The organism is Niabella insulisoli, assembly GCF_039652435.2.
Lineage (GTDB): Bacteria > Bacteroidota > Bacteroidia > Chitinophagales > Chitinophagaceae > Niabella > Niabella insulamsoli.
This window is the reverse complement of the sequence record NZ_CP190246.1, coordinates 2,509,809-2,534,773: the sequence shown is the minus strand read 5'-3', so window position 1 is coordinate 2,534,773 and position 24,965 is coordinate 2,509,809. Positions and strand designations below refer to the sequence as shown.

The 24,965-nt window shown below is 44.5% G+C and carries 20 protein-coding genes and 1 tRNA gene; 13 read left to right on the top strand and 8 right to left on the bottom strand.

Annotated features, from left to right (window positions below; all coding sequences use genetic code 11):
* Positions 1 to 2: 2 nt before the first annotated feature.
* Genes ABDK00_RS10520 through ABDK00_RS10510 form a run of 3 tightly spaced genes read left to right on the top strand, consistent with a single transcriptional unit; the run spans position 3 to position 6,338 of the window.
* Positions 3 to 4,046 (top strand): FtsW/RodA/SpoVE family cell cycle protein, encoded by a 4,044-nt coding sequence (locus ABDK00_RS10520; protein WP_346239162.1) that lies wholly within the window; start codon positions 3 to 5, stop codon positions 4,044 to 4,046.
* A gap of 10 nt (positions 4,047 to 4,056) precedes the next feature.
* Positions 4,057 to 4,956 (top strand): hypothetical protein, encoded by a 900-nt coding sequence (locus ABDK00_RS10515; RefSeq protein ID WP_346239161.1) that lies wholly within the window; start codon positions 4,057 to 4,059, stop codon positions 4,954 to 4,956.
* Positions 4,957 to 4,973: 17 nt separating this feature from the next.
* Positions 4,974 to 6,338, top strand: coding sequence for an FHA domain-containing serine/threonine-protein kinase (locus tag ABDK00_RS10510; RefSeq protein WP_346239160.1), 1,365 nt, complete (start codon positions 4,974 to 4,976; stop codon positions 6,336 to 6,338).
* A gap of 15 nt (positions 6,339 to 6,353) precedes the next feature.
* Here the strand turns inward: ABDK00_RS10510 and ABDK00_RS10505 are convergent, their stop codons facing one another.
* Positions 6,354 to 7,364 (bottom strand): lysylphosphatidylglycerol synthase transmembrane domain-containing protein, encoded by a 1,011-nt coding sequence (locus tag ABDK00_RS10505; RefSeq protein ID WP_346239159.1) that lies wholly within the window; start codon positions 7,362 to 7,364, stop codon positions 6,354 to 6,356.
* A 22-nt stretch (positions 7,365 to 7,386) separates the two neighbouring features.
* Complete coding sequence (gene panD / locus ABDK00_RS10500; protein WP_346239158.1) at positions 7,387 to 7,731, bottom strand: aspartate 1-decarboxylase; 345 nt, start codon at positions 7,729 to 7,731, stop codon at positions 7,387 to 7,389.
* A gap of 217 nt (positions 7,732 to 7,948) precedes the next feature.
* Here panD and ABDK00_RS10495 point away from each other — a divergent pair, with 217 nt between their 5' ends.
* Together ABDK00_RS10495 and ABDK00_RS10490 are read left to right on the top strand one after the other, a co-directional pair.
* Positions 7,949 to 9,643: an SH3 domain-containing protein gene (locus tag ABDK00_RS10495; RefSeq protein ID WP_346239157.1), complete on the top strand. Its 1,695-nt coding sequence runs from the start codon at positions 7,949 to 7,951 to the stop codon at positions 9,641 to 9,643.
* Positions 9,644 to 9,655: 12 nt separating this feature from the next.
* Positions 9,656 to 10,126, top strand: coding sequence for a DinB family protein (locus ABDK00_RS10490; protein ID WP_346239156.1), 471 nt, complete (start codon positions 9,656 to 9,658; stop codon positions 10,124 to 10,126).
* Between the two features lie 35 nt (positions 10,127 to 10,161).
* On the opposite strand, the gene fmt is transcribed toward ABDK00_RS10490, so the two are convergent.
* Positions 10,162 to 11,103: a methionyl-tRNA formyltransferase gene (gene fmt, locus ABDK00_RS10485; RefSeq protein WP_346239155.1), complete on the bottom strand. Its 942-nt coding sequence runs from the start codon at positions 11,101 to 11,103 to the stop codon at positions 10,162 to 10,164.
* Between the two features lie 189 nt (positions 11,104 to 11,292).
* On the opposite strand from fmt, the gene ABDK00_RS10480 reads away from it, so the two are divergent.
* The 8 genes from ABDK00_RS10480 (at position 11,293) to ABDK00_RS10445 (ending at position 16,986) form a co-directional block, all read left to right on the top strand.
* Entirely contained in the window at positions 11,293 to 11,748 is a 456-nt protein-coding gene (locus tag ABDK00_RS10480) for a peptidylprolyl isomerase (RefSeq protein ID WP_346239154.1), read from the top strand.
* Positions 11,749 to 11,892: 144 nt separating this feature from the next.
* Positions 11,893 to 13,140 (top strand): peptidase T, encoded by a 1,248-nt coding sequence (pepT, locus tag ABDK00_RS10475; RefSeq protein ID WP_346239153.1) that lies wholly within the window; start codon positions 11,893 to 11,895, stop codon positions 13,138 to 13,140.
* Between the two features lie 86 nt (positions 13,141 to 13,226).
* Entirely contained in the window at positions 13,227 to 14,186 is a 960-nt protein-coding gene (locus tag ABDK00_RS10470) for an SPFH domain-containing protein (protein ID WP_346239152.1), read from the top strand.
* A gap of 49 nt (positions 14,187 to 14,235) precedes the next feature.
* Positions 14,236 to 14,317 (top strand) — tRNA-Leu (locus ABDK00_RS10465).
* 82 nt (positions 14,318 to 14,399) lie between these two features.
* The gene (locus tag ABDK00_RS10460) at positions 14,400 to 14,636 is read left to right on the top strand and encodes a GIY-YIG nuclease family protein (RefSeq protein ID WP_346239151.1); all 237 of its coding nucleotides are present in this window, start codon (positions 14,400 to 14,402) and stop codon (positions 14,634 to 14,636) included.
* Between the two features lie 189 nt (positions 14,637 to 14,825).
* On the top strand, positions 14,826 to 14,978 hold the full coding sequence (locus ABDK00_RS10455) for a GIY-YIG nuclease family protein (RefSeq protein WP_346239150.1): 153 nt from the start codon (positions 14,826 to 14,828) through the stop codon (positions 14,976 to 14,978).
* Between the two features lie 518 nt (positions 14,979 to 15,496).
* Entirely contained in the window at positions 15,497 to 16,138 is a 642-nt protein-coding gene (locus tag ABDK00_RS10450; RefSeq protein WP_346239149.1) for a hypothetical protein, read from the top strand.
* On the top strand, positions 16,135 to 16,986 hold the full coding sequence (locus ABDK00_RS10445; protein ID WP_346239148.1) for a nucleotidyl transferase AbiEii/AbiGii toxin family protein: 852 nt from the start codon (positions 16,135 to 16,137) through the stop codon (positions 16,984 to 16,986). Before ABDK00_RS10450 ends, ABDK00_RS10445 begins: the two co-directional genes overlap by 4 nt.
* A gap of 98 nt (positions 16,987 to 17,084) precedes the next feature.
* Here the strand turns inward: ABDK00_RS10445 and ABDK00_RS10440 are convergent, their stop codons facing one another.
* From ABDK00_RS10440 to ABDK00_RS10420, 5 genes are all read right to left on the bottom strand, one after another.
* On the bottom strand, positions 17,085 to 18,449 hold the full coding sequence (locus ABDK00_RS10440) for a HAMP domain-containing sensor histidine kinase (RefSeq protein WP_346239147.1): 1,365 nt from the start codon (positions 18,447 to 18,449) through the stop codon (positions 17,085 to 17,087).
* Between the two features lie 136 nt (positions 18,450 to 18,585).
* On the bottom strand, positions 18,586 to 20,028 hold the full coding sequence (locus tag ABDK00_RS10435) for a TolC family protein (RefSeq protein WP_346239146.1): 1,443 nt from the start codon (positions 20,026 to 20,028) through the stop codon (positions 18,586 to 18,588).
* A complete protein-coding gene (locus tag ABDK00_RS10430; protein WP_346239145.1) occupies positions 20,012 to 23,263 on the bottom strand; it encodes an efflux RND transporter permease subunit in 3,252 nt (1,083 codons plus the stop codon). Before ABDK00_RS10430 ends, ABDK00_RS10435 begins: the two co-directional genes overlap by 17 nt.
* Before the next feature lie 19 nt (positions 23,264 to 23,282).
* Positions 23,283 to 24,359: an efflux RND transporter periplasmic adaptor subunit gene (locus ABDK00_RS10425; RefSeq protein ID WP_346239144.1), complete on the bottom strand. Its 1,077-nt coding sequence runs from the start codon at positions 24,357 to 24,359 to the stop codon at positions 23,283 to 23,285.
* A 329-nt stretch (positions 24,360 to 24,688) separates the two neighbouring features.
* On the bottom strand, positions 24,689 to 24,904 hold the full coding sequence (locus ABDK00_RS10420; RefSeq protein WP_346239143.1) for a hypothetical protein: 216 nt from the start codon (positions 24,902 to 24,904) through the stop codon (positions 24,689 to 24,691).
* Between the last annotated feature and the right edge of the window lie 61 nt (positions 24,905 to 24,965).

The window sequence follows — 24,965 nt, the reverse complement described above, 5'->3', positions numbered from 1 at the left end:
TTATGCAAAAGAAGCGGAAAATAGAATTGTATGATCGCAACGTGGAACGCCTGCTCCTGGGTTTTGTAACAGTAATATTGGCGGTGATGGTATGGAATTATTACAACCATATCGAAGATGATCTTGCAGCCGCGGATAAAGGGTATCAGGACGGTTCGGTGGTCAATCTGGCGGCGCCTTTGTCAGTGCAAAACCTGGAACGGGTTTTTAAACAGGGCGGTTATTTCACCGATCAGCAGTATATTAATTTTATTACCCGCAATCTGAAACAAAAAGTAGATGAAGAGGGCCGGTTGCCCAACCTGGGAGCGCTAAACAAGGATCCTTTGTTGATCAATGCGACGGCTTTTTTGGAGACGGCTAGCGAATCCGGTAAATTGAGATTCATCAACGCTCTGGCATACCTGGGTTTGGATAGTGCCTTGTATGACCAGGAAAAAAAAGCGCCGCCTCCATATCCTTCCAAGGTTGACACGAAGCTGGTCAACGATGGCGTCAGCGTTGAGGGCGACATAAGCTTTAAAGATGACAGGGGCGAGCGAGGGGGCGTTTTAATCCGGCTTACAAAAATTTTTCCGGATATTTATTTTGATACTTTAGCGGCGGGCCCGGAAAGTCTGCAAACGATATTTTACGCGAGAACCGACGCCGAAGGGCATTATGAATTTAATAATCTCGAGCCCGAGGGTAATTACAGCGTTGCAGCGATCAAACCCGGTTTTAATTTTGGAACAGCAAAGGGTAGCGCTGCCATAGGATCCGACAGGCGCTTTGATTTCGTCGGAAAGCCGCATCAGATCAGGCTTTTGGATGGAGTGGCCTATAGGCAGATCAAACAGGATAAAGTATTAACCGTAAGGACGCCAGATGAATTTAAAAAGGAATTTTTCACTTATATAATATTTTTTGTATTAGGGTTTTGGCTATTGCATGTGGCGCTTTACCTTAAAAATTATCGCAGCGACCAGTTTATACTGCCGTTAATTATGTTTATTTCCGGTATTGGAACGATCGTCTTATATAGTATCCAGGATCCTTTGAGCGACGAGATTTATGGAACAGGAATGGCCAAATATGCTGCGCTTGTTTTAGGTTTGTTTACCGTTTTGATCTTTGTTTTTAAAGCTAATCCGGTCAACCGGTTTTATCATTCTCAATGGTTCGATCCCGTTTACAAATGGCTGCCTTTTGCCCATCAGTTGAAAGCGCCCCGAGGTTACACCTGGTTGCTGGCGTCGATCGGCCTGATGTTACTTTTAGCCATTTTCGGATCCGGCCCGGAGGGAAGCGGCGTGAAAGTAAATCTCTTCGGTTTGCAGGTAAGCGAGCTTTCGAAGTATTTAATGGTCGTGTTCTTCGCAGCTTACTTTACGGTAAACGCTGGATATTTTCGCAATATACCTGATAACCGCTGGCTCATAAAGAATAATCTTTTAATGTTCGGCTTGTTGCTTTTTCTGCTTGCGATTTATGCTGTACTCGGAGATTTGGGCCCCGCGATCGTTTTGTGTTTAACCTTTCTTTTCTTCTACTCTTTTGCCAAGGAAGAGTTTTTTGAAATGATGGCTGCGGCTGCCTTATTCGGCCTGCTCCTTTTTCTTACGGGTAAGTTTCTAAACACACCCGAAAGCAATTATTTGCCCTGGCTGGCGCTTTTGGCCTGCGCAGTCAGTTTTGGTTTTGCTTTTTTCAGAAAAAAGTATGAGTCCGTTTTCTTTATCATTTTAATTATATCTTCTTTTATTTTACTGGCTGCCCTACCGTTTTCATTCACCGAAAGGCTGGCCGACAGAAACGGCATGTTTGCCAATATTTGGGAAAACCAATTGTTGGGAGGCGACCAGGTAGCACAAGGCGTTTGGTCGCTCAACTCCGGCGGTATCCTGGGGCAGGGGCTGGGCCGGGGTTTGTCTAATGTAATGCCGGCGCATCACACCGATATGATTCTTCAAAGCATCGGCGAGGAGCTGGGCATGGTAACGCTAATCGCTTTGTTTTTCGCCTTTGGTTTATTGGTATATCGCTGCATTTTGGCGGCAAGGAGAACAGGCAAATCTTTTATGTTTTACCTGATGGCTGGCGTGGCCATCGCTACAATGCTTCAATTGATCCTGATCGGCGCCGGTTCGCTGGGCTTGCTGCCGCTAACAGGAATTTCCGTTCCTTTTTTAAGTAAGGGGAATGCGGGCATTATTTTTACCCTTATTGCTTTTCTTTTCGTTTTGGTCATGTCGAATGAACGAGGCGAAGCCATCGAAATGGAGTATGTAAAAAAACATTTTGATAATGTAAATGCCTATGCCATACTTAGTTTTTTTGCCGTTGTTTTCATTTTCACCGGATGTCTTATTTGGTACCAGTTGAAGTCTGATGAATATATTACCAAACCGGCGCTGGTGCTCAACCGGCAGGGCGCCTGGCAGTATAGTTATAACCCGCGTATAAGTTTAATGCTTCGGGAGATCAAAGCTGGCAACATCTATGATCGCAATGGCGTGTTGTTGGCTACGTCTGACCGGGCTTTATTTGAAAAAAATCGTATTCGTTTGTTGAATATGGGCGCCGATGCGGTTTTGTATAAAGAGCAATTAGCAAGGCCGCAGGATCGATATTATCCTTTTGGGTCGGATTTGCTTTTTTGGCTCGGCGATTACAACAAAGAAATCGCAAAGGAGGAGCATGCCGCTTATGCCGCGGAGTATCGCCACTTCACGACGCTTCGGGGATTTGAAGTGCATTACACCAGCACGCAACGCACCACTACGCGTTTTAAGGAAAATAAATTCCTGCCCGAAACAACCACGGAAAACGAACTGAGCCGATATGATTATAGCGCGCTGGCTCCTTTTATTAAAGCAGGAAAAAATAGCGAGCTCATCAAAGCCCAAAGTAATAAGAAAAAAGATATCTGGCTATCGATGGATGTGTTGATGAACGAAAAGATCAACAGCCTGATTCAATCGCAGGCGCCGTATAAAGATTTCAGGACCTCGGTAGTGGCAGTTAACTCAAAAACGGGTGATGTACTTGCGTCTGCTGCCAACCCGTCTCCATCCTATAAAGATCAAAAGCTGATCAGTAATATACAGCCTGAAGACTACCGCAATATTTATAAGCAAATTTTTCATGATCGGATGGTTGTTCCGCGCGATCTTGGACTCACCTTCGCTTCGCGCCCCGGATCCACGGTAAAAATTATTGATGCGTATGCGGCCTTTAATCAATATGGCCTCGATGCTTCAAGGTTCAATTTTTTTGTTTACCCGGCGGAAGTGATCAGGGCCGACGAACCTTCGAATGTAAAGGTCGATATGCATCAGGCCATTGTGCGTTCGAGCAATGTTTATTTTATAAAATTGGCAAACGAGAAAAAGCTCCAGGCGTCGCTATTTCATTTATATGATTTATTGGGCATGAATATTATCAATCGCGGCGGCTTTAACTTTAAACGCCCGGAAGATTATAATAGCGAAAAGTATTTTAAAGAATGGAATTCCTTTTTGGATGATGGCCGGCAGGTTTATTTTACTAAAAACCGCAGGCTGGTAAACACGCGCAAACGCTTTCAGTCTCATTATTCCAACATTGCATGGGGTCAGGGCGAGCTGATGGCGACGCCTTTGCACCTGGCAAAAATGAGCGGCGCCATCGCCAATAAAGATTCGCTAATGCCCTCGCGCTTTTTGTTTCGCTCCTGGAACGAGCCAGAACACCTGGATCCGGCTTTGCCAATTGCAAAGCATGCCGGCGCTTCAAACATAATGGCCGGTTTCATGAAAGAACAATCTGCCAAAGCCGCGGCCGCTACCGGGCTCGCGGTGTATGGTAAAACCGGCAGTCCGGAGCGCGATAAAATTATTATTCAAAATGGCAAAACCATTCGCAAGCGCGTTACCGATGCCTGGTACACTTTTTATGTGCCTTCACCAAAGCTAGGGGCGCCCATTGCCTTTACCATCCGCATTGAAGAGATCGGTAACTCTGAGTTTGCGAAGCAATTGGCGATAGACATGTTAAAGCGTCTGAAGGCTTCCGGGTATTTTTAAATGAAAAGAAATGAACTGGTTAAAAAAGAAATTAAAGCAATTCTCTGATAAATTGAATGCCGACGACGATGCGGAAATATCGCCTGTTCCCGTTCAGGAAAAAGCCACCCCAAACTCGGGCAGCCCGGCTATCAAGAAAGATCGAAGTTTTCATAATATTGAGGAGCTGAAAGAAGTGGCGATCGGCGCCATAACTTCAGGCATTAAAATGTTGGGGCACAGCAATAGCAGAATTACAGGCGTTGCTTTTCATTCGCGGTTTGCTGAAAGCGCCATTGAGAATGTGGCTATAAAAACTTTGATCGATGACCCTGACTTTTTGAAACAGGTGAAAAGGGCTTTTAAGTCGAAAGATGTAGCTTACACTGATGATTTTAAATTAGAGGTTTTGCACAACTCACCGCTGTCAGACAAGGTTACAAAAATAATGGACGGCCTGGGCGCGGAAGTGTTAACACCCGGACAAACATTGAAAAAAGTCAGCGCCCGCGTAGTCGCCACCGAAGGTATTACCTGGGAGCCGGAGTATATTTTGGAGTCTTCTAACAAAAATTATTTTATCGGCAGATGTAAGGATCCTAAAATTGAAAACGGCCCGAAGATTCATAATGATATCGCCTTTGTGGGGATTGAAGAGAAAGATGAAGAGCAGTACAAGATCAACAATTATATCAGCCGCGCGCATGCCAATATTATTTTTGATAAAGATTTGGGCGCGTTTAAAATTTACCGCTCCAAATTCCTCAACAATCCGTCGCATAAGATTAAAATCTACAATACCAGTCAAAACGATTATGCTGGCGTTAGTTTAAGCCAGGCCGCCGTGCCGCATATACTGAAAGACGGAGATTCGATTTGTTTTAACGATAAGATCGTGCTCGAGTTCTCAATTATTGATCAAAAAATGTAAACGACAGGGTAGCGCGTATGACGGATTTATCAACATCTTATGATATTTTAAAAGTCTTGGGACATGGCGGTTTTTCGGCGGTTTTCAAAGCGCGCCGAAAGGCCGATGGCGATATCGTCGCATTAAAGCAATTAGACCTAACTATTGAAAATGAACAGCAAAAGGAATACAGGGATTTTAAAGAAGAAGTGGATATTCTCAAAAAATTAGATCATCCCAATATTGTAAATGTTTACGAAGAGTTGATACTCGACCACAAGCCTTCCCTGGAGATGGAGTTTATTGATGGAGAGACAATCGAAAACATCTTAAAAAAAGAGGGGTATTTTTCGATAGAGGATACTTTGGACTTTATAGAGCAAATCGCGAGCGCACTCAATTACTGCCACCATTATTATCTGCCCGGGCAAGCCGGAGCGGCCAGTAACGACGATTCGGTTTTCAGAAAAAGAAACGCGGTCGTTCATAATGATATTAATTCTAAAAATATTCTCCGAACGAAAAATGAGGACGGTTCCTTTCGTTATGTACTCATCGATTTTGGCTTGTCTTTTTCTGATCCCGACGCGGTGAGGCATAGTAAGAAGGAAGAGGGTATGGCCGAATATAAAGCCCCGGAAAAATGGAACGGCGCTTTCGTGGACGCGCCCTCCGACATTTACAGCCTTGGGATTGTGATCTACGAGTTGCTCACCGGCACGGTGCCTTTTCCGGTAAAGGATTATAAAACGACAGGGGAAATGATTGCTTTGGAAGAAAAGCACCGTACGGCGACCATTCCTGATATCTGCGAAAAAAGAATGGAAGTGTTGCGGGCGGATGGTGGCGAAGCTGGCTGCGATATACCTGAATGGCTCGAAATGCTGATAAAAAAATGTTTGGAAAAAAATCCGGCGGACCGGTTTAAAACGGGGCGGCAGCTAAGCAGTTTTTATTATGACGGGATCGAAGGGAATATTGCGATCCCCAAACCTCCGGAATCAGAAGTGATCCATATCGATCCTGCAGAGGGCCTGACGATTGATATGAAAAAGCCCTGCCTCGAAGTGATCGCCAATTTTTTAACCGAAGCGCAAACCTATCATTTGAGCAAAGATTTTACGACGGTGGGCCGGTTTACACCCGGTGCGAATTATGCAGCCGCTGATTTTGCCATCGCCACTGGCGATAAATTTATTTCAAAAAATCATTGCCAGATTTCGCGAAAGCGCCTTTACAATGGCGCATTCGTTTATCAACTGAGTGATGCGGGGCCCAGCAAAAACGGAACTTTTTATAATACAGAAAGCAATACTCAGCGTTTGACGCAGCATCTAAAAGTTAATTTAAAAGACGGCGATTTCTTTTGGATTGGCAATACAAAGATTGTATTTCATCAGTAAAAGTATTTGTGGCGATTAAGACGGCACTGCCGTCCGGCGGTTTCGGTTGAAAACGGGGAGCGCCAATAAACTGAGTGCACCAAATATAACAACCACGACCACTTGCACAATCCAGAGCAGCCACCCCAAAGCCAGTCCCACGCCGGCGTTTAAATGATATAACAACATCGTTTGCTGCACCAAAAAAGCGTAAGCGCCCACACCACCGGGCGTTGCTATCATGCCGAGGCTTCCGGCGCATAAAACCGTCAGCGCTTCGATAAAGCCGAATTGTTGGGTTTCTTCAAGCATTAAAAAACCGATATAAACGCTGAGCGCATAGAGCAACCAGATGGCGAGGCTGTAGAAAATAAAGGTAAAGGGCCTTTTCAAAGATTTAATGGCCGCGAATCCCTGCCAAACATGCGCGACTATTTTTCTGATTAATCTTACAAGATCGGCTGCTTTTTTTTTCGTGATCAACATCCAAAGCACCAAAGCAATACCAATGCCCAATAGTGCCAACACCGCATAAAGCACTAAATGGGAGGGGCCGCTTTCGCTTTGCGAAGGAAAAAAAGTGTCGATGATGGTTTGATAAAGGTGTGGCTGGGCTAAAAGAGCAATGGCAAAAATAACGCCCAGGCAAACGACATCTACAAGCCGCTCGAGAATCACGGTGCCCACCAGCTTATCCATCGGTATTTTTTCGTAGCGGGTTAATGTGGAACACCTTAACACTTCGCCAAGCCGAGGCACAGCCTGGTTGGCCAGATAGCCGATCATTACAGCGAAAAATGTGTTGATGGTGGAAGGGCGGTAATCGAGCGGCTCGATAATCAGTTTCCATCGCAGGGCTCGAACCCAATGACTTAAAATCAAAACTGCTAAACCAGGAATCACCAGCCAGAATTTGGCGCGGCCAAGAGATACCGAAATATAATGTTTATCTGAAGGCGTCAAACCCTTTAAAGACCACCATATTAAGAAACCGCCCAATCCCAGAAAAAAGCAGTATTGTAATATGGTTGAAATCCGTTTAGACATTTGTCAACGAGATAAAAACATATTATAGTTTATTGCCGGCCTTCGGGAAAATTACTTTTGGCTGGAAGGATTTTGCGGCTTCAAACTCCATGCTGGCGTAAGCAATAATGACGATAATATCACCCGCCATGCCTTTACGTGCAGCGGGCCCGTTCAGGCAGATGGTTCCGCTTCCACGTTTGCCGCGAATGACATAGGTTTCCAACCGCTCGCCGTTGTTTACGTTCACCACCTGTACTTTTTCATTCTCGATAAGGCCTGCAGCGTCCATTAAATCTTCGTCAATGGTAATACTGCCCATATAATCGAGGTTGGCCTCGGTGAGGGTAACGCGATGGATCTTGGATTTTAAAACTTCTATTTGCATAGCGCCGCAAAGGTAATTATTTATAAATAGACTCTACTTAATAACAGATTTTTATTGAAAAGGTTAATACCTGTCGCAATTCACCTTTGGGGGATAACTATTGGTTGTCTGAGCCTGTCTATTTGCTTAATTTTGAGACATCTTTAGTAAATGCGATGCAGTTGCGCAATAAGATTATTGTAGATTTGCATGCATTAAATTGATTAGTTTTTAAAGTATGAGGAAGTTTTTTTTACTGGCAGGCATTGTTTTCATATCAGGATGGGCAACCGCGCAAGGCAATAAAATAGTAGCAACCAAATCAGGCAGAAATGTAGTCATTACTCATAAAGTAGCGCCTAAGGAAGGTTTGTACGCGATCGCGCGTGCGTATAACGTGAACATCAGCGATCTCGCTGCTGCCAATAAGCTCGATAAAAATGCCGGTTTAAATATTGGCCAGGTACTGAAAATTCCAATCAAATCACTGGAAGAAACCCGTTTTGGAACGGGCGCCCCTGTTTATTATGTGGTTGAGGGCCGAGAAAATTTAAAGTCAGTAAGCAACCTTTTTGCCAAGATGCCGGTGAAAAATATCCGCATCTGGAACGACCTTAAAGATAACCAGGATGTTAAAAAGGGACAGGAAATTATAGTCGGCTATCTGCCCAAAGGGGTGGGTAGCCCGGAGGAAGAGACGGCGAAAAAATCAGAAGCAACCCAACCGGCTGCAAAAGCAGGCGCCACTGTAGGTCGCCAGGCTGTCATTACAGGATCAAATATCAATATCAGGAAAGGGCCCTCCACCGATCAGGAAGTGGTGGGCACAGCGCAGCAATATGAAATAGTGGATGTGTTGAAGAAAGTCAATGATGAGTGGAGTTCCATCCGCACCAGCGGCGGGGTGGAAGGTTTTATAGCTTCTGAATTTTTGCAAATATCTGATAAGAAAATTGCGACACCTACTTCTACAAAATCGAACACCAAAGGAAAAAAAGCTGTAATTACGGGTACAAATATCAATATCAGGAAAGGCCCGTCAACCGATAATGAAGTGGTGGCGATTGCGCAGCTAAACGATGAAGTAGACCTGCTTAAAAACGTCAATAATGAGTGGGCTTCCATTCGCACTAAAGACGGCGTTGAGGGTTATATGGCTTTGCAGTTTCTTCAAACCGATAACAAAAAGCCGGCGCCGCCCAAAGTCGCCGATTTGAAAAAGGCTAAGGTTTATGGTACCAATATTAATATTAGAAAAGGGCCGTCCACGGATCAGGAAGTAGTTGGGATTGCACAGCAGGATGATGTGTTAATGCTCGTAAAAAATGTAAATAGCGAATGGGCTGAAATTCGCATGGACGATGGCAACCAGGGATATATTGCTTCTAAATTTCTTTCGCTAGATGGTAAACCTTCTTTAGCACAAAAAGAAGCCGAACAATTAGCTGCGGCACAGGCTGAGGAAGCTAAGCGAATCGCTGCTGAGGCAGCTGCCAACGAGAAGGCAATTGCTGAGGCTAAAAAGAAAGAAGAGGATGAAAAGGCCGCTGCGTTGGTGTCAGAAAAAATAACCGCAAAAAACACGAATGAATCGGCAGCAGCCACGCCGGACGAAACGGGATATTTTAAAGCGGATTATGAAAAATCGGTGAACCCCAATTTTACTTCAGAAAAAACCTTTGCTTCTGGCATATTCAAGACTGACAGGGGATGGAATGATGGCAAATATTATATCCTGATGGATGGCGCTGCACCCGGATCTTTGGTAAAAATTACCAATCCGGCAAATAACAAAATGGTTTATGCCAAAGTTTTGGGTAAAATGGAAGGGGTGCAGTATAGCGAAGGGTTTGATGTTCGGATCAGTGAGGCGGCTGCCAGGAAAATACAAACAGACAACACTGATAAGTTTAATGTAATGGTAACGTATTAATTAATAGGATCGATGGATCGCAGTGAATTTGCAGCCGGCCGCATTCGTGAAGTTTTTCTTAATGGAAAATGGATTGCTAATACCAATTATAAAGAGCAGCTAGCGCAAACTTCGTTTGAAACAGCTATTGCGGTGCGATCCGATTTAAATAGTATTGCAGCGCTCACCTTTCACATTAATTATTATTTGCGCGGGCTTTTAGATGCCTTTAAAACCGGCACACTTACCATCCGCGACAAATTTAGTTTTGATCTGCCGCCGATTTCTTCAGAAGAGGAGTGGCGCCAGCTGGTCGATACATTACTTCACAATGCGGAAGCTTTTGCGGCCGAAGTGGCAAAGATGCCCGACACTCAGTTGGATCAACCTTTCATAGACGAAAAATACGGTTCTTTTTTAAGAAATATTGAAGGGGTGATAGAACACAGCTATTACCATTTAGGACAAATCGTGATCCTCCGCAAAATGCTTCAATCAAAATAAATCGTCAGTATTTCCGAATCACGAAAAGGGTTTGCTTATTCGAAGCGATAGCCCCTGAGAAAATCCGCAACTGCCATTCTTTTTTTACCTGCCAGTTGAACATCCTCGAGTTGCACATACCCATTAGCGCAAGCCAGCCTTAAAAAAGTTTTTTGGTCGGTCTCAAAAGCGCCCGGCGCAGATTGAGGCGGCGTTTCAATCTTTGTGCAGGAAAAAATCTTTAACTTTTTTCCGTCTAAAAAAGTAAAAGCTGTAGGATACGGCGATAGTCCTCGAATAAGATTGTACACATCTTCCACGGGTTTTGAGGCGTCGATGAGGCAGGTATCCGTAAAGATTTTCGGCGCATGGTGCACCGTTTCATTCGTTGAGATAAGTTGCGGCATTTCTTTTAGCCGGCCTTCGGATAATCCTTTCACCGTCTCGAGCAATAAAGCGGCGCCAATGTGCATCATTTTATCATGAACAATGCCCGCCGTGTCTGTTTCCAAAATATCAAAACGTTCCTGCAGCAAAATATCTCCGGTATCAATTTCATGCTTCAATTTAAAAGTGGTAACACCGGTTTGCTTTTCTCCGTTGATAACAGCCCAGTTAATGGGAGCGGCGCCACGATATTGGGGCAGCAGCGATCCGTGGAGATTGATCGTTCCCATCGGCGGCATATTCCAAACCACTTCGGGCAACATTCGAAACGCCACGCAAATTTGTAGATCTGCCTGTAAAGCCGACAGCTCTTCCAGGAACTGTGGGTGCTTCAGTTTTTCGGGCTGTAGCACTTGCAGGCCCTTACTCACAGCGTATTTTTTCACCGCACTTTGTGTCAACTCCATGCCACGCCCGGCGGGCTTATCGGGTGCTGTGATAACTGCTATGATATGGCAGCCTGCGTTAACCAGAGCGTCGAGGCTGGCCACAGCAAATTCAGGAGTTCCCATATAAATAATTCTCAGATCCTTGTAGGTTTTATCGCTCATATGCGCGAATATCGCATGGTTTGTGCGAAAAAAATTAGGTCGGGAGTTAAAAAAGGCTACCTTCGGCGTAATTGCTGGAAGTTTGTCGGCTGAGGCCAGGTCAGATTAAAAGAAGCACCGTTTTTTCCTGGTTCCCTGACAAGAAAAATTTCCGGTCAAATAGTATTCTCTAATATCAAAATGAAAACAATGGCACAAGTAAAAAAAGGAGATAAGGTTAAAGTTCATTATCACGGTAAACTTACTTCGGGCGAAACTTTCGACAGCTCTGAAGGGCGCGAGCCGCTTGAGTTTGAAGTGGGAAGTGGTATGGTCATCAAAGGGTTTGATGACGGTGTAACAGGCATGGCGGTAGGTGATAAAAAGACGATCAATATTCCTGTGGAGGAAGCTTATGGGCCTCAAAATCCGGATATGCTGATTGATATGCCAAAAGACCGTTTCCCTGAAGATATGCAACTGGAAGTGGGAATGCCTTTGGTAATGAGTGATCCAAACGGCCAGCAGTTTCAGGTGGTTGTGGTAGAAATCAAAGAAGACGCGGTAACCCTTGATGGGAACCATCCGCTTGCCGGCAAAGATTTGATCTTTGACCTTGAATTGGTAAGCATCGAAGGTAAAAGCCCGTTGATCGTTACTCCTTAATAATCGAATCAATTTAGTTGTATAACCTCAAAGCTTATTTAACAGTTTTGAGGTTTTTTAATGCTCGTTTTTATTATTTTAATAACAGCCGTGCCTTAAATTTGCAAAGAACCGGAAACACACCATGCAATTAAAACTAAATACATGACAAGTGATTACGAATACAGCGTTGCGTCCCGATTTCTAAAATATGTGACAATCGATACGCAAAGCGACCCTCATTCCAATAGCTTTCCCTCCACCGAAAAACAAAAAGATCTAAGCCGCCTGCTGGTAGAAGAGCTGCAGCAAATGGGCATCGGCGATGCCCATCTCGACGAGCACGGATATGTGTATGCGACAATACCGGCCACGACTGATAAACCGGTACCAGTAATTTGCTTTTGCAGCCACGTGGACACCTCCTCAGATTGTTCAGGCGCGGGCGTGAGACCGATCGTTCACCAAAATTTTGACGGCAAGGATATTGTCCTGCCTGATGATCCGGCCCAGGTTATTTTGGTGAGGCAACATCGATATTTAAAAAAGAAAATAGGAGAGGATATTATCACCGCTTCAGGCACTACTTTGTTGGGTGCTGATGACAAAGCCGGCGTAGCGATTATTATGGATCTCGCGCAATATTTAACGTCGCACCCTGCAGTTAAACACGGCGCTATCAAAATATTATTTACGCCTGATGAAGAAATTGGGAAAGGCGTGGACAAGGTGGACATGAAGAAACTTGGCGCCGACTTTGGTTATACGCTCGACGGGGGGAAAAGAGGAACTTATACCGACGAAACATTCAGCGCCAACGGCGTTACGGTTACGTTTTATGGTGTCAGTGCGCACCCGGGCTATGCGAAGGGAAAGCTCGTAAACGCGATGAAAGTTGCCGCTACTTTCCTGGAATTACTGCCTAAAGACACTTTTAGCCCCGAAACCACGGAAGACAGGGAAGGTTTTGTGCACCCGGTGCAAATGGAAGGCACGGTAGAAAAAGCTGTCGTTCATTTTATCGTGCGCGATTTTGATACGGCAACACTGGCGCTCCATGAAAAACGTTTGGAACAATTTGCCAGACAAGCCATAGGGCGTTATGAAGGCGCCAATTACCAGTTTGAAAGCAGGGAACAGTATCGAAATATGAAAGATGTTTTAAAGGACTATCCGCAAATTGGTGCGCACGTTAAAGAAGCTATGAAGCGAGCCGATGTTGAGTTTAGGCAGGATAGCGCCAGGGGCGGTACGGACGGTTCCCGCTTATCGTTTATGGGCCTGCCTTGTCCTGATATTTTTACCGGCGAAATGGCGTTTCACGGCAAGCATGAATACGTGAGTATTCAGGATATGCAGAAATCAGTGGATGTGTTGATTCATCTGGTTCAGGTTTGGGAAGAGCAAAGTTAAAACTGTTTTTATTTAGCGAACGGCATACACTACAGCGAAGCGCGGGAATCAATTATTATAGCTATTTTTAGTTAAAATTAAAACTAATGGAATTTTTAAATTATTGGTGGGTTATTGTGATACTCATCATTATCTTCAGCGGCCTTTTTACGATCAACCAGGGATATATCGGCGTGATTACCATGTTTGGGAAATACCAGCGGATCGCCAAGCCTGGCCTGCGTTTTAAAATTCCGCTTATTGAGCAATTATTTAAAAGAGTATCTACTCAGAACCGGTCGGTGGAGCTTGAGTTTCAGGCTGTCACCCAGGATCAGGCCAATGTATATTTTAAATCGATGCTTTTATATGCGGTGCAAAACGAAAATGAGGAAACCATCAAAAAAGTAGCGTTCAAGTTTATCAGCGACCGCGATCTTATGCAGGCGCTTATAAAAACAATTGAAGGTAATGTGCGTTCGTTTGTGGCCACGAAAAAACAGGCCGAGGTTTTGGGACTGCGCCGTGAAATTGTGCAATATGTAAAGGTAGAGATTGACCAGACGCTGGAAGAATGGGGTTATCATTTACAGGATTTGCAAATCAACGATATCACTTTTGACAAGATGATTCTTGAATCCATGAGCAAAGTTGTTGCCAGTAATAATTTAAAAGCTGCCGCAGAAAACGAAGGACAGGCTTTGCTGATTACCAAAACCAAATCAGCGGAAGCTGAAGGGAATGCCATAAAGATCAGCGCTGAAGCCGAGCGGGAAGCAGCTAAGCTGCGTGGCCAGGGGATTGCTTTATTTCGGGAGGAAGTGGCCAAGGGCATGTCTTCCGCTGCTTCCGAATTGAGACAGGCCAATCTGGATACTAATTTTATTCTGTTTAGTATGTGGACGGAAGCGATCAAAAACTTTGCGGAATATGGCAAAGGCAATGTTATATTTCTGGATGGAAGTACGGAAGGAATGGAAAAAACGATGAAACAATTTCAGGCATTGATGATGCGTCCTGCCGGAACAGATGATAGTTATAGTAAATTTCAAAATCCTCAGGCATAAAATGCTATCGTAACAGGTTTTTATTTAAATTTGCGCTCCCTTTGGAGTAGCCCGGGTGGCGAAATTGGTAGACGCACCGTCTTCAGGTGGCGGCGCCGCAAGGTGTGCTGGTTCGAATCCAGTCTCGGGCACAAGCCTCGCAATTTGCGGGGTTTTTTTGTATATATTGACAATACCAAATTCTCAAAACGGCTGCTTGCTAACTTAAATAGGATGATTATTGTTTATGCTATAAAAAGCACTTTCCGCAATTATATTTATGTGGGCATGACAGACAATCTTGAAAGAAGGTTGCGGCAACATAATAACGGTGAAAACAGGTCTACGAAAGCTTATAAGCCTTTCACTTTACTTTATACAGAACAATTTGATGATAGGAAATCGGCCCGAATAAAAGAAAAATATTTAAAGTCAGGTGTGGGAAAAGAGTTTCTAAAAAAAATGGCATAACCCGCGTTCTGGTGGCGAACCTGTCTGCCGACAGGCAGGATTGGTAGACGCACCGTCTTCAGGTGGCGGCGCCGCAAGGTGTGCTGGTTCGAATCCAGTCTCGGGCACAAGCCTCGCAATTTGCGGGGCTTTTTTGTATATATTGACAATTCCAAATTCTCAAAACGGCTGCTTGCTAACTTAAATAGGATGATTATTGTTTATGCTATAAAAAGCACTTTCCGCAATTATATTTATGTGGGCATGACAGACAATCTTGAAAGAAGGTTGCGGCAACATAATAACGGTGAAAACAGGTCTACGAAAGCTTATAAGCCTTTCACTTTACTTTACACAGAATAATTTGATGATAGGAAATCGGCCCGAATAAAAGAAAAATATTTAAAGTCAGGTGTGGGAAAAGAGTTTCTAAAAAAATTGACATAACCCGCGTTCTGGCGGCGAACCTGTCTGCCGACAGGCAGGATTGGTAGACGCACCGTCTTCAGGTGGCGGCGCCGCAAGGTGTGCTGGTTCGAATCCAGTCTCGGGCACAAGCCTCGCAATTTGCGGGGCTTTTTTAATTAGCATTGAAAAAAGCGGCTTTTTCGAACACAGCAGTTTAGTTAACCGATTATTGATAACTTCATAGAAGTAAGATTCCCTTATGGCAGTCATCGTTTTTCCCTGGATACTTAAAAGGCAAATAGTTTTTTCTAAAAGATAATAACACGTTTAACATAAGAAAAATATTAAATTCAATATTGGCAGTTTGCTAAGCTGAATAAGTATACTGATTTCTTGTGTCAAAACTTCATAAATTTGTATAAAATAGGATATATAATCGAATTTATTCCGATTATGTGTTTTAAAATGTTCAAATGAAAGATTTAAAGGAGCATTTTTGCAAATTTGCCGAGGAGCCATTCACGCGCCAGCTACTTTTGGATTTGTTTAAAGATTATAAGCGTCCAAATGACAAGGTAAACGAGTTGGTCAAGCAAGGGCTTTTATCAAATGTGATAAGGGGCTTATACGTACCTGGGCCCAATCTTAAGATGCGCGGCCCAGAAAAATTTTTGGTGGCTAATCACCTGCGCGGTCCCAGTTATATATCTATGGATGCGGCGATGTCGCACTGGAGCCTGATCCCTGAAAGAGTATATACCGTTACTTCTGTAACAATTAAGGGCGCTAAAAATTACAATACGACAATCGGTCGGTTCACTTATCATCAGCTGTCATTACCTTACTATTCATTTGGGATCCAAAGGGTAGCGCTCACGCCAAGGCAGGTTGTGTTGATGGCAACGCCTGAAAAGGCAATTTGTGATAAGATCATAACGACTTCTGGCATTTCTTTTAGAAGTACGCGACAAGTGGCGGATTTTTTGATTGAGGACCTAAGAATGGATGAAGCGCGATTGGCGCAGTTGGACAAAAATATCATCACAGGTTGGCTTCCTGATGCGCCTAAAAAAAGCAGTCTCGAAATATTAGTAAAAACACTTCAACGTTTATGATAAAAGAATGGCTGGATGAATACAGGCCGAACAATAAAGAAGAGGCGGAAGCAGCTTTGAGGGAAATCATGCAGGAAATTGCACTTGCCGGTTTGCAAAGAGCCGGTTTCTTTGAAAAGGCAGCTTTTTACGGAGGTACGGCGTTAAGAATTTTTTATGGTTTGAACCGGTACTCGGAAAATCTTGATTTTTCTTTATTGCAGACTGATCCAGCTTTTTCTCTGGAACCCTATTTCGATGCTATTATTACAGAGTTTAGCGCCGCGGGAATGAAAGTAGTCATTCGGGAAAAGAAGAAGATCGCAAACTCTAATATTGAATCAGCATTTTTAAAATCGGAAACTGTTTGGAAGGAATTAGTGCTGGAAAATATTTTACCACACTCGGGAATTAACTTGGTTACCCGGATAAAAATTAAATTGGAGGTGGACAGGAAGCCGCCGTTGGGTTTTGAAACGGAAGAAAAGCTTTTATTAAAACCATTTTCTTTTTATGTCAAATGTTTTACATTATCAAGCTTGTTTGCGGGGAAAATGCATGCGCTGCTTTTTAGAAAATGGAAAAAACGGGTGAAAGGAAGGGACTGGTATGACCTGGAATGGTACATAAAAAAAGGAGTACCGCTGAGCTTAACTCATTTTTTATTACGAGCTCAAGATACAGGAGATTGGACTCAGCATAAGTTAACAGGAGCAGATGTGTCGGCTTTGTTGGAAGCAAAAATCGACTCCGTTTCATTCACCCATATCAAAGAGGATATTGCGAGGTTTATTCCTGATGCTGATGCTTTAAATATATGGAGCCAACAATATTTTAAGGAATTAACCAAGTACCTTACTTTCTCATAATACCTATTTGTCAAGATGACAATCTAAGCATTTGCTTGTTTTTAATTTTAACGAAAGCAACCCTGTTTTTAGACACGACTCGAATTTTACATCCGATCTTACGCTTCAGCGGCAGGCACCGTTAATATGGCAGTGCAGCCGAGATCAGGTTCGCAGGTCATGGTGATGTTGCCGCCGTTTTTTTCGGCAAATTCGCGGCAGATCTTTAAGCCCATGCCGGTGCCTTTTTCATTTTGGGTACCTCGTTTGGAGATAACTGAAGTTGCACCATCGAATAGCTGGTTGGAAGTATGGGTATCCATTCCCATGCCTTGGTCAATAACGGAGAAATGAATAAAACGCGCTTCCTTTCTGGCTTTTAGGTCAATCTTTCCGCCGGCATAACTAAACTTGATGGCATTGGAAATAAGATTTCGCATGATCAATCTTACATGATCAGGATCTGCATCGATCAGCAGATCGTTTTCCAAACCAATATCTATATTGATATTTTTATTGGCGAGGTTATACCGCAAAAGTCCAATCGTATCGGTTATTAGCGGTTCAATAGGCGTAATTTGCTTTTGAAGCTCCATGCCTGTCATTTGGCGATTGCCCCATTTGAGCAGGTTGTCAAGACTATCCTGCAATTGATTTAATTGCGAAGCGATGTCTTTTGATAAATCCATAAACTCCTCCCGGGATAATTCGCTTTTGTTCAACAGCGTTAACGAAGCGTCCAAACCTGCTATCGGGCTTCGAACATCGTGCGCAATAATGGAGAAAAGTTTTTCCTGTGTTCCGTTTAAAAGGGAAAGCTGGCGATTACTGGTTTGAACCTGTTCGGTTTGCTCGGTGAGTTTTATTTGTTGCAACAATAATTGTGCGTTTTTATCTTCAATGCTGGAAAGATAAGTCTTACTTAGTTTTCCCCAGAAAAGAAAAAAGACTACATAAAATATGAGCCATAAAACCATATTGATAAAGTAAATATTGTCGGGCGCCAGATGGTAAAGGTCGCTCGAACGCTTCATCAGCCATAAAAAAATCAGGCAGTCCGCGATGGCAATACCTTTCAGAACAATGCTTTTCTGCATTATCGTTGCGATAACAGCTGCCAACAACAGCAAATAAAATTCCATACCATCGGCATAAAGAAAGCCTGCGATGCCAAAAGCTGCGGTAAGAAGAACGCTAACAATAATCTGCCCAAAAAAATATTTTTGTTTAAAGTTGGCCAGCAACAGGCCGGCTACCGCAACGAGAATGAGGATATTTAAAAGGCCGAGCGTGGACCGGCCTGCAGATAAATGAACAATAATGAAGAGGCTAGAAATGCAGGTTCCAATGAAAGCCATTAAGTTCATTATTCTCACCCGCCTTAGCTTTTCAAAATTCAGGTCCGTTGTTACACCAGTGTTAATGATGGAATCGAGCCAAATGCGAAAACGTTCGAGCAGGCGGGAGGGATGAGGTCTGTCCATTTTTAGAAGTCGTGATTTAGATAGGTAAAGGTAGGGTAACAGGGCAGTTAAAAAGAATAAATCTATTTAAAAGCAAAAGCCGGAATGAACCGGCTTTGCTGCTTTAATAGCTAAAATATAAAAACAAAAACTGAGTTTATTGCCAGCCCCCTCCAAGGGCATGATACAAGCCGACATAAGACAGCATTTGCTGCTTTTTGATCTCTGTCAGCTCAAACTTTGACTCCAGTGCATCCCGCTGTGTCAGCAATACTTCCATATAATCGGCTCTTGCTGATTTAAAAAGATCGTTAGATATGTCGATTGAGCGTGTAAGGGCTTCGACCTGCTTGCTTCTGAGGTCAAAACTGCTTTGAAGATTGTGAATGCCCGCGAGCTGGTTTATGACCTCTGTACAAGCGTTAAGCACCGTTCGTTCGTAGCGAAAAACAGCCTGTAGTTGGCGGGCATTTGCGTTGCTGTACTCAGCTTTTATAGCATTTTTATTTACCAGCGGCGCTATGAGGTCGCCGGCGAGCGAATACAATAAAGACTCCGGCGTTTTCAGGAAGTAAGCCGGATTGAAAGCGCGGTATCCTACCGAGGCAGAAAGCTTTATGGAAGGATAAAACTGTGCCCTGGCCACGGAAACGTCCAGTTTCGCTGCGTCAAGATCCTGTTCCGCTTGTCTCACATCGGGCCGATGAGAAAGCAATTGCGCCGGAACCCCCGCCGCAACCGTACCGGGCACCCAGGCTTCAAAAGCTTGTGACGGCCGGCTAACACGCTGTGGATAACGCGCCAAAAGGAAGTTGATCTTGTTTTCCGTTTCAATAATTTCCTGTTCTATTTCGAATTGCAGGCTACGGGTTTTGAGCACTTCGGCTTCAAATTTTTGCACCGCAAGTTCGGTGACGCGCGTGGCTTCCTTTTGCAGCTTTACAATTTCCAAAGCATCAGCCTGAATACCGATGTTGCGTTTGACAATCGCTAATTCATTGTCAAGCGCCAACAATTCATAATAAGCGCTGGCAATTTCGGCTATAAGATGGGTCATCACGAAATGTTTTCCTTCAATGCTCGACAAATAGCGTTTAACTGCAGCCTTTTTGGCGTTGTGCAGTTTGTGCCAAATGTCTAGCTCCCATTCCGCGTTGACGCCAAGGGCCAGATCCGTTAAAGGTTCAGGCATTTCTTTACCAGGTTTTATATCGGTCGTTGCCTCCATCGCACCGATATTTGTGTATCTGGCAACCTTATCTACACCGGCGGCTGCGCCAATATTTACAAAGGGGAGATATTCACCTTTTCGGATACGGATATCGTTACGGCTCATCTCTATTTCCTGTAAAACAATGTTTAACTCCTGGTTGTTTTTTAGCGCCGTGTCAATAAGTGCCTGCAGGTAAGGATCGCCGAAAAATTCGCGCCAGGTCAGGTTGGCGATATTTGATGAATCGCCGCCTTGTTGAAAGGTTTCGGGTAGCGTGGTATTCGTACTTCTTGTAGCCAGCTCCGGAATTTTACATCCGGTTAATCCGGCGGATAAAATAAGGACGACAGCGGCTGCAAGGCCTAAATATTTATATACTTTGATCATTTTTATCATGATTTGCATCTTCAATTTTTGTTTCTTTTTTCTTTCTGAACAATTTGAATTTTTTCTTCTTTTTGCCCTGGGTGAAATGCTCCGTCAGCGGCACCTCGTCTTCTTTCCTGATCAGATGACGCCCATCGGCCCATGAACCAAAAACATAATAGAGGCCGGGCACAACAATAACGCCTAATAAGGTGCCGAGCAACATTCCGCCAGCGGAAGAAGAACCAATAGTCCTGTTGCCTAACGCACCAGGGCCGGTCGCCACCAGCAGCGGCAATAACCCTGCAATGAAAGCAAAGGAGGTCATTAAAATCGGACGGAAACGCACTTTGGCTCCTTCTATCGCAGCATCAAGCAGGGTCGAGCCTTCCTGTCTTTTCTGCACGGCGAACTCAACGATCAGTACTGCATTTTTACCAAGCAGGCCCACAAGCATCACCAGCCCCACCTGGGCGTAGATGTCGTTGGCGAGTCCCATCGCTTTTAATAAAAGCAGGCCTCCAAGAACGCCGACCGGCAACGATAAAATAACTGCCAGCGGAAGGATAAAACTTTCGTATTGAGCAGCCAGTACCAGGTAAACGAAGGCGAGTACAATTAGGAAGATGTAGAGCGATTCGTTGCCGCGGCCCACTTCATCTTTGGAAAGCCCCAGCCAGTCGATGCCGTAGCCTCTTGGCAAGGTTTGGTTTGCCACTTCCTGTATAGCTGCAATGGCTTCGCCGCTGCTGAAACCCGCCGCTGGCGCACCATTGATAGCCGAGGAGGTATACATATTGTACCTCGTAATTTCGTTGAGCCCTTGCTTCTTTATGATTTTCATAAACGAAGAATAGGGCACCATTTCATCCCGGTTGTTTTTAATGTAAAGGTTGAGTACATCATCCGGTAGCTGCCGGTAACCGGGGGCCGCCTGCACATATACTTTAAAGAAATTACCAAAGCGGATAAAGCCCTGCTCGTAGGTGCTTCCAATGAGGATGGATAAATTATCCATCGCCTTGCCTATCGAAACGCCCTTTTGCATGGCGGCCTGGTTGTCAATCTCCAGCTCATATTGCGGATAATTAGCTGCGAAAAAAGTGAAAAGGCCGGTGAGTTCTTTTCGCTTTTTCAGTGCCGCCATGAACTCATCATTTACCTTTCCAAATGAAGCATAATCTCCTGAATTGGTCTTGTCTAAAAGCCGCAGCGAGAAGCCGCCCGCAGCACCATATCCCGGAACGGCCGGTGGCTGAAAGAATTCAACCACGGCGCCGGGGATTTCTTTGCTTTTCTCTTCCAGTTCTTCGATGATTTCCTGGGCAGAATGTTTGCGGTCTGACCAATTTTTTAAGTTGATCAAACAAGTTCCGGCGTTGGAACCGCGGCCTTCTGTCAATACTTCGTAGCCGGCCAGCGAAGAAACCGATTGAACGCCTTCCACTTTTTTGGCGATTTGCTGCAAGGTTCTGGCGATGTCATTCGTACGCTCCAAAGTTGAACCCGGAGGCGTTTGAATAATGGCATAAACCATTCCCTGATCTTCTGCCGGAATAAAGCCGGAGGGCAGCGAAGCTGACGTCAGCCATATCCCTACGCAAAAACTGATCAGCAATCCGAAGGTTACCGTCCTGCGTCCAGCAATGCGTCGAAGTAGTTTTGCATATCGGCCGGTGAGTCGATCAAACCAGCTATTAAAAGCGTCCAGCATCCGGTTGATGGGCGTCTTTCTGCGCGGTTGGCCATGCGTATTTTTAAGAATCATAGCACAAAGCACAGGCGTTAAGGTTAGCGCCACTACACCTGAAATCACAATCGATGTTGCCATCGTGATTGAAAACTGCCGGTAAAAAATGCCCACGGGCCCGCTCATGAAAGAAACCGGGATAAACACGGCTGTCATCAATAATGTGATGGCAATGATGGCGCCACTGATTTCGCCGAGCACTTTTTTTACTGCTTTGTAGGGAGACAGATGCTCTTCCGCCATTTTGGTGTGCACCGCTTCCACCACAACGATTGCATTGTCCACCACGATACCAATGGCCAATACGAGCGCAAATAAAGTAATCAGATTGATCGTGAGTCCAAACATTTGCATGAAGATGAACGCGCCGATAAGAGAAACGGGAACGGCCAGCGTGGGTATCAATGTCGACCGCCAATCGCCGAGAAAAATAAACACGACGAGCGCTACCAGGATAAATGCTTCAACGAGCGTGTGAATTACTTTTTCAATGGAAGCATCGAGGAAGCTCGATACATCGTAACTGATTTGATATTCCATCCCGGAGGGAAACGAACTAACTTTGAGTTCTTCCAGTTTTTCCTTTACCTCCCTGATGACATCGCTGGCATTACTGCCATAAGTCTGTTTCAATGTAATGGCCGCCGATGGATGTCCATCCATATTAGAATAGATGTCATAAAATTCACTGCCCAATTCGATATCTGCGATGTCTTTTAGATGTAAAACCTCACCTTCGGCGCTCGCTCTGACAATGATGTTTTCATATTCCTCGGGTTTATTGAACCGGCCTTTATAAGTGAGTACGTACTCCAGCGACTGCGACTTTTTTCCGGAGCTTTGGCCGATCCTTCCCGGAGAGCCTATTACGCTCTGCTCCGCCAACGCTTCCATCACTTCGTCGGTGGAAACGTTGTAGGCGCGCATTCTGTCGGGTTTTAGCCATACGCGCATGGCATACTGCCGGCTGCCCAAAATTTTGGCGCTTCCCACGCCTTTTAACCTGCTTATTTCCGGAATGATGTTGACGCCGGCGAAATTGTAAAGGAACTTTTCGTCGGCCTTGGGATCTTTGCTATACAGGTTTACATACATTAACATATTGGGCGATGTGTAGCTGATCACAAGGCCTTCCCGTTGCACCAGTTCCGGTAAACGGCTGGTAACCTGTTCTACGCGGTTTTTTACGTTCACCACCGCCTGGCTGGGATCAATTCCTAAATCAAAAACGACTTGAATCGTTGCTTCTCCTGCACTGGTCGCATCAGAGGTCATGTACTTCATGCCAGGAGCTCCGTTGATGGATTTCTCCAGGGGAATTAAAACCGAGTTGACCAATACGTCGGCGCTGGCGCCTGGATAAGCAATATTTACAACCACCATAGGCGGCGCGATGGAAGGAAACTGAGACACCGGCAGGGTTTTAATTGCAAGCGCCCCCATAAAAATTATGACCAGCGACATCACAATGGCTAACACTGGTCTCTGGATAAATTTATTGAACATTTAAAGTCTTTTAAGATGATTATTCAGTTGACAGTTTGAGAGCGCCGATTACCGCGCGCGGATCTTTAAATTCGTAGGAAATTTTTTCATTTTCTTTCACCTTGCGGATACCCTCAAGCAAAATCTTATCTGATTCATTCAGTCCGGAAGTGACAACAAAAAGGTCTTCCATTTCTGTCCCCACCGTAATTTCCTTTGATCGGATCCGATCCTTTGCATCCAGAACATAGATGTATTTTTTATCCAAAACTTCAAATGTGGCTTTTTGTGGAACAATCAGGCCCGATGTCAGCGGCTCTGTCATTCTTATATTTCCTGTTTCTCCATGTCTAAGCAGTCTGTCCGGATTGGGGAACGTAGCCCTGAACGGAATATTACCGGTTTCGTTGTCGAAATCTGCTTCAATCGTTTCTACGACACCCTGGTAAGGAAAGAGCTGGTTGTTGGCCATCAGTAAGTGAACTTGTGCTTTGTCTGCCTTCTTGTTGGCACGGAAATTCAGATACTCGGATTCGGGCACATTAAAATATACCCACATTTTACTATTGTCTGACAGCGATGTCAGCAGCTCTCCCTCATCGAGCAAACTTCCCACACGTACTAAAAATCGATCAACAATCCCACTAAATGGCGCTCTAATATTCGTAAAACCTAAATGCGTTCTCGCAAGTGCAAGTTCGGCTTTCGCTTTATCGAGATTGGCGTCAGCCATAGCTAGTTCATTGGCTGCCACTATATTTTTATCGGCCAGGGATTTGGTATTGCTGTATTCTATGTTGGCGGCTTTAACTTCTGCCTGGGCTTTGCTTACTTCTGCCTGGTAGAGGCTGGGCATGATTTGAAAGAGCAGCTGTCCTTTTTTTACGTACTGCCCTTCGTCCACATAAATATGTTGTAGATAACCCTTCTCGAGCGCTCTGACTTCGATATGATTGATAGCGTGGATTTGACATACATAATCCTTTGTGAAGGTGGTGTCCGCTTTGATCGGCGAAGTGACGACGTAGCTTGTCCTGGCTTCTTTTTCTTCGTGGTGAGACTTGCAGCTCTGTGTTGCAACAATGATTATGCACAGTAGTGGGAACAATTTTTTCATTCGTATTTTTTGTTTTAAGTGATATACGTTTGAGGAAAAAAACCATGAGTATCCCTTTATGCACTGAACAAAGCGCGTTACGGGTTGGTAAAACGCCTGGCTTAATGTAAAGGCATGGAGATGATGATGCAATATGAATCTACCGAACCAAGGCTGAAGCGGAGGGGTGCCGGGCTTGCTAAAAAGCAAAGGCTTTTCAGTTCCGCTCATGAGGAAACCCATCGTTGGTTATTGCTGATGGCGCAGCGCCGGAATAATTGAATCTACGGCTGTCGCAGCAATATAGGAGATAGTGATGTCGTCGGCAGATAAGGTGTTAGGCGCCTAAATCAGAAGCACGCGATTAACGATATACTTTTTGAGTTGAGGGGTGCTGATAAAAGCAGCATGCCGTAAAGTGGTGGTCGTTCGGAAAAGAGCAGGGCTATTGCTGTAGTTTTGGAAATGACAGCCAGCTTGTCGTATTCGTTGTTGCGCAGGCGCGAGTTCGGTCTCTTCTTCATCTGTTTCAACTGCTTTAACCTGGGCAGTTCTGCCGCTTCCATTTTTTTGGGAATGAACAATAAGCTTATGGCTATTCTCAAAGGGTGAAAATGCGAACACTAC

What these genes read in the sequence shown, in the direction of transcription:
- ABDK00_RS10520 (WP_346239162.1), top strand. Translation starts at nt 3, where the DNA reads ATGCAAAAGAAGCGGAAAATAGAATTGTATGATCGCAACGTGGAACGC.
- ABDK00_RS10515 (WP_346239161.1), top strand. Translation starts at nt 4,057, where the DNA reads ATGAACTGGTTAAAAAAGAAATTAAAGCAATTCTCTGATAAATTGAAT.
- ABDK00_RS10510 (WP_346239160.1), top strand. Translation starts at nt 4,974, where the DNA reads ATGACGGATTTATCAACATCTTATGATATTTTAAAAGTCTTGGGACAT.
- ABDK00_RS10505 (WP_346239159.1), bottom strand. Translation starts at nt 7,364, where the DNA reads ATGTCTAAACGGATTTCAACCATATTACAATACTGCTTTTTTCTGGGA.
- panD (WP_346239158.1), bottom strand. Translation starts at nt 7,731, where the DNA reads ATGCAAATAGAAGTTTTAAAATCCAAGATCCATCGCGTTACCCTCACC.
- ABDK00_RS10495 (WP_346239157.1), top strand. Translation starts at nt 7,949, where the DNA reads ATGAGGAAGTTTTTTTTACTGGCAGGCATTGTTTTCATATCAGGATGG.
- ABDK00_RS10490 (WP_346239156.1), top strand. Translation starts at nt 9,656, where the DNA reads ATGGATCGCAGTGAATTTGCAGCCGGCCGCATTCGTGAAGTTTTTCTT.
- fmt (WP_346239155.1), bottom strand. Translation starts at nt 11,103, where the DNA reads ATGAGCGATAAAACCTACAAGGATCTGAGAATTATTTATATGGGAACT.
- ABDK00_RS10480 (WP_346239154.1), top strand. Translation starts at nt 11,293, where the DNA reads ATGGCACAAGTAAAAAAAGGAGATAAGGTTAAAGTTCATTATCACGGT.
- pepT (WP_346239153.1), top strand. Translation starts at nt 11,893, where the DNA reads ATGACAAGTGATTACGAATACAGCGTTGCGTCCCGATTTCTAAAATAT.
- ABDK00_RS10470 (WP_346239152.1), top strand. Translation starts at nt 13,227, where the DNA reads ATGGAATTTTTAAATTATTGGTGGGTTATTGTGATACTCATCATTATC.
- ABDK00_RS10460 (WP_346239151.1), top strand. Translation starts at nt 14,400, where the DNA reads ATGATTATTGTTTATGCTATAAAAAGCACTTTCCGCAATTATATTTAT.
- ABDK00_RS10455 (WP_346239150.1), top strand. Translation starts at nt 14,826, where the DNA reads ATGATTATTGTTTATGCTATAAAAAGCACTTTCCGCAATTATATTTAT.
- ABDK00_RS10450 (WP_346239149.1), top strand. Translation starts at nt 15,497, where the DNA reads ATGAAAGATTTAAAGGAGCATTTTTGCAAATTTGCCGAGGAGCCATTC.
- ABDK00_RS10445 (WP_346239148.1), top strand. Translation starts at nt 16,135, where the DNA reads ATGATAAAAGAATGGCTGGATGAATACAGGCCGAACAATAAAGAAGAG.
- ABDK00_RS10440 (WP_346239147.1), bottom strand. Translation starts at nt 18,449, where the DNA reads ATGGACAGACCTCATCCCTCCCGCCTGCTCGAACGTTTTCGCATTTGG.
- ABDK00_RS10435 (WP_346239146.1), bottom strand. Translation starts at nt 20,028, where the DNA reads ATGATCAAAGTATATAAATATTTAGGCCTTGCAGCCGCTGTCGTCCTT.
- ABDK00_RS10430 (WP_346239145.1), bottom strand. Translation starts at nt 23,263, where the DNA reads ATGTTCAATAAATTTATCCAGAGACCAGTGTTAGCCATTGTGATGTCG.
- ABDK00_RS10425 (WP_346239144.1), bottom strand. Translation starts at nt 24,359, where the DNA reads ATGAAAAAATTGTTCCCACTACTGTGCATAATCATTGTTGCAACACAG.
- ABDK00_RS10420 (WP_346239143.1), bottom strand. Translation starts at nt 24,904, where the DNA reads ATGGAAGCGGCAGAACTGCCCAGGTTAAAGCAGTTGAAACAGATGAAG.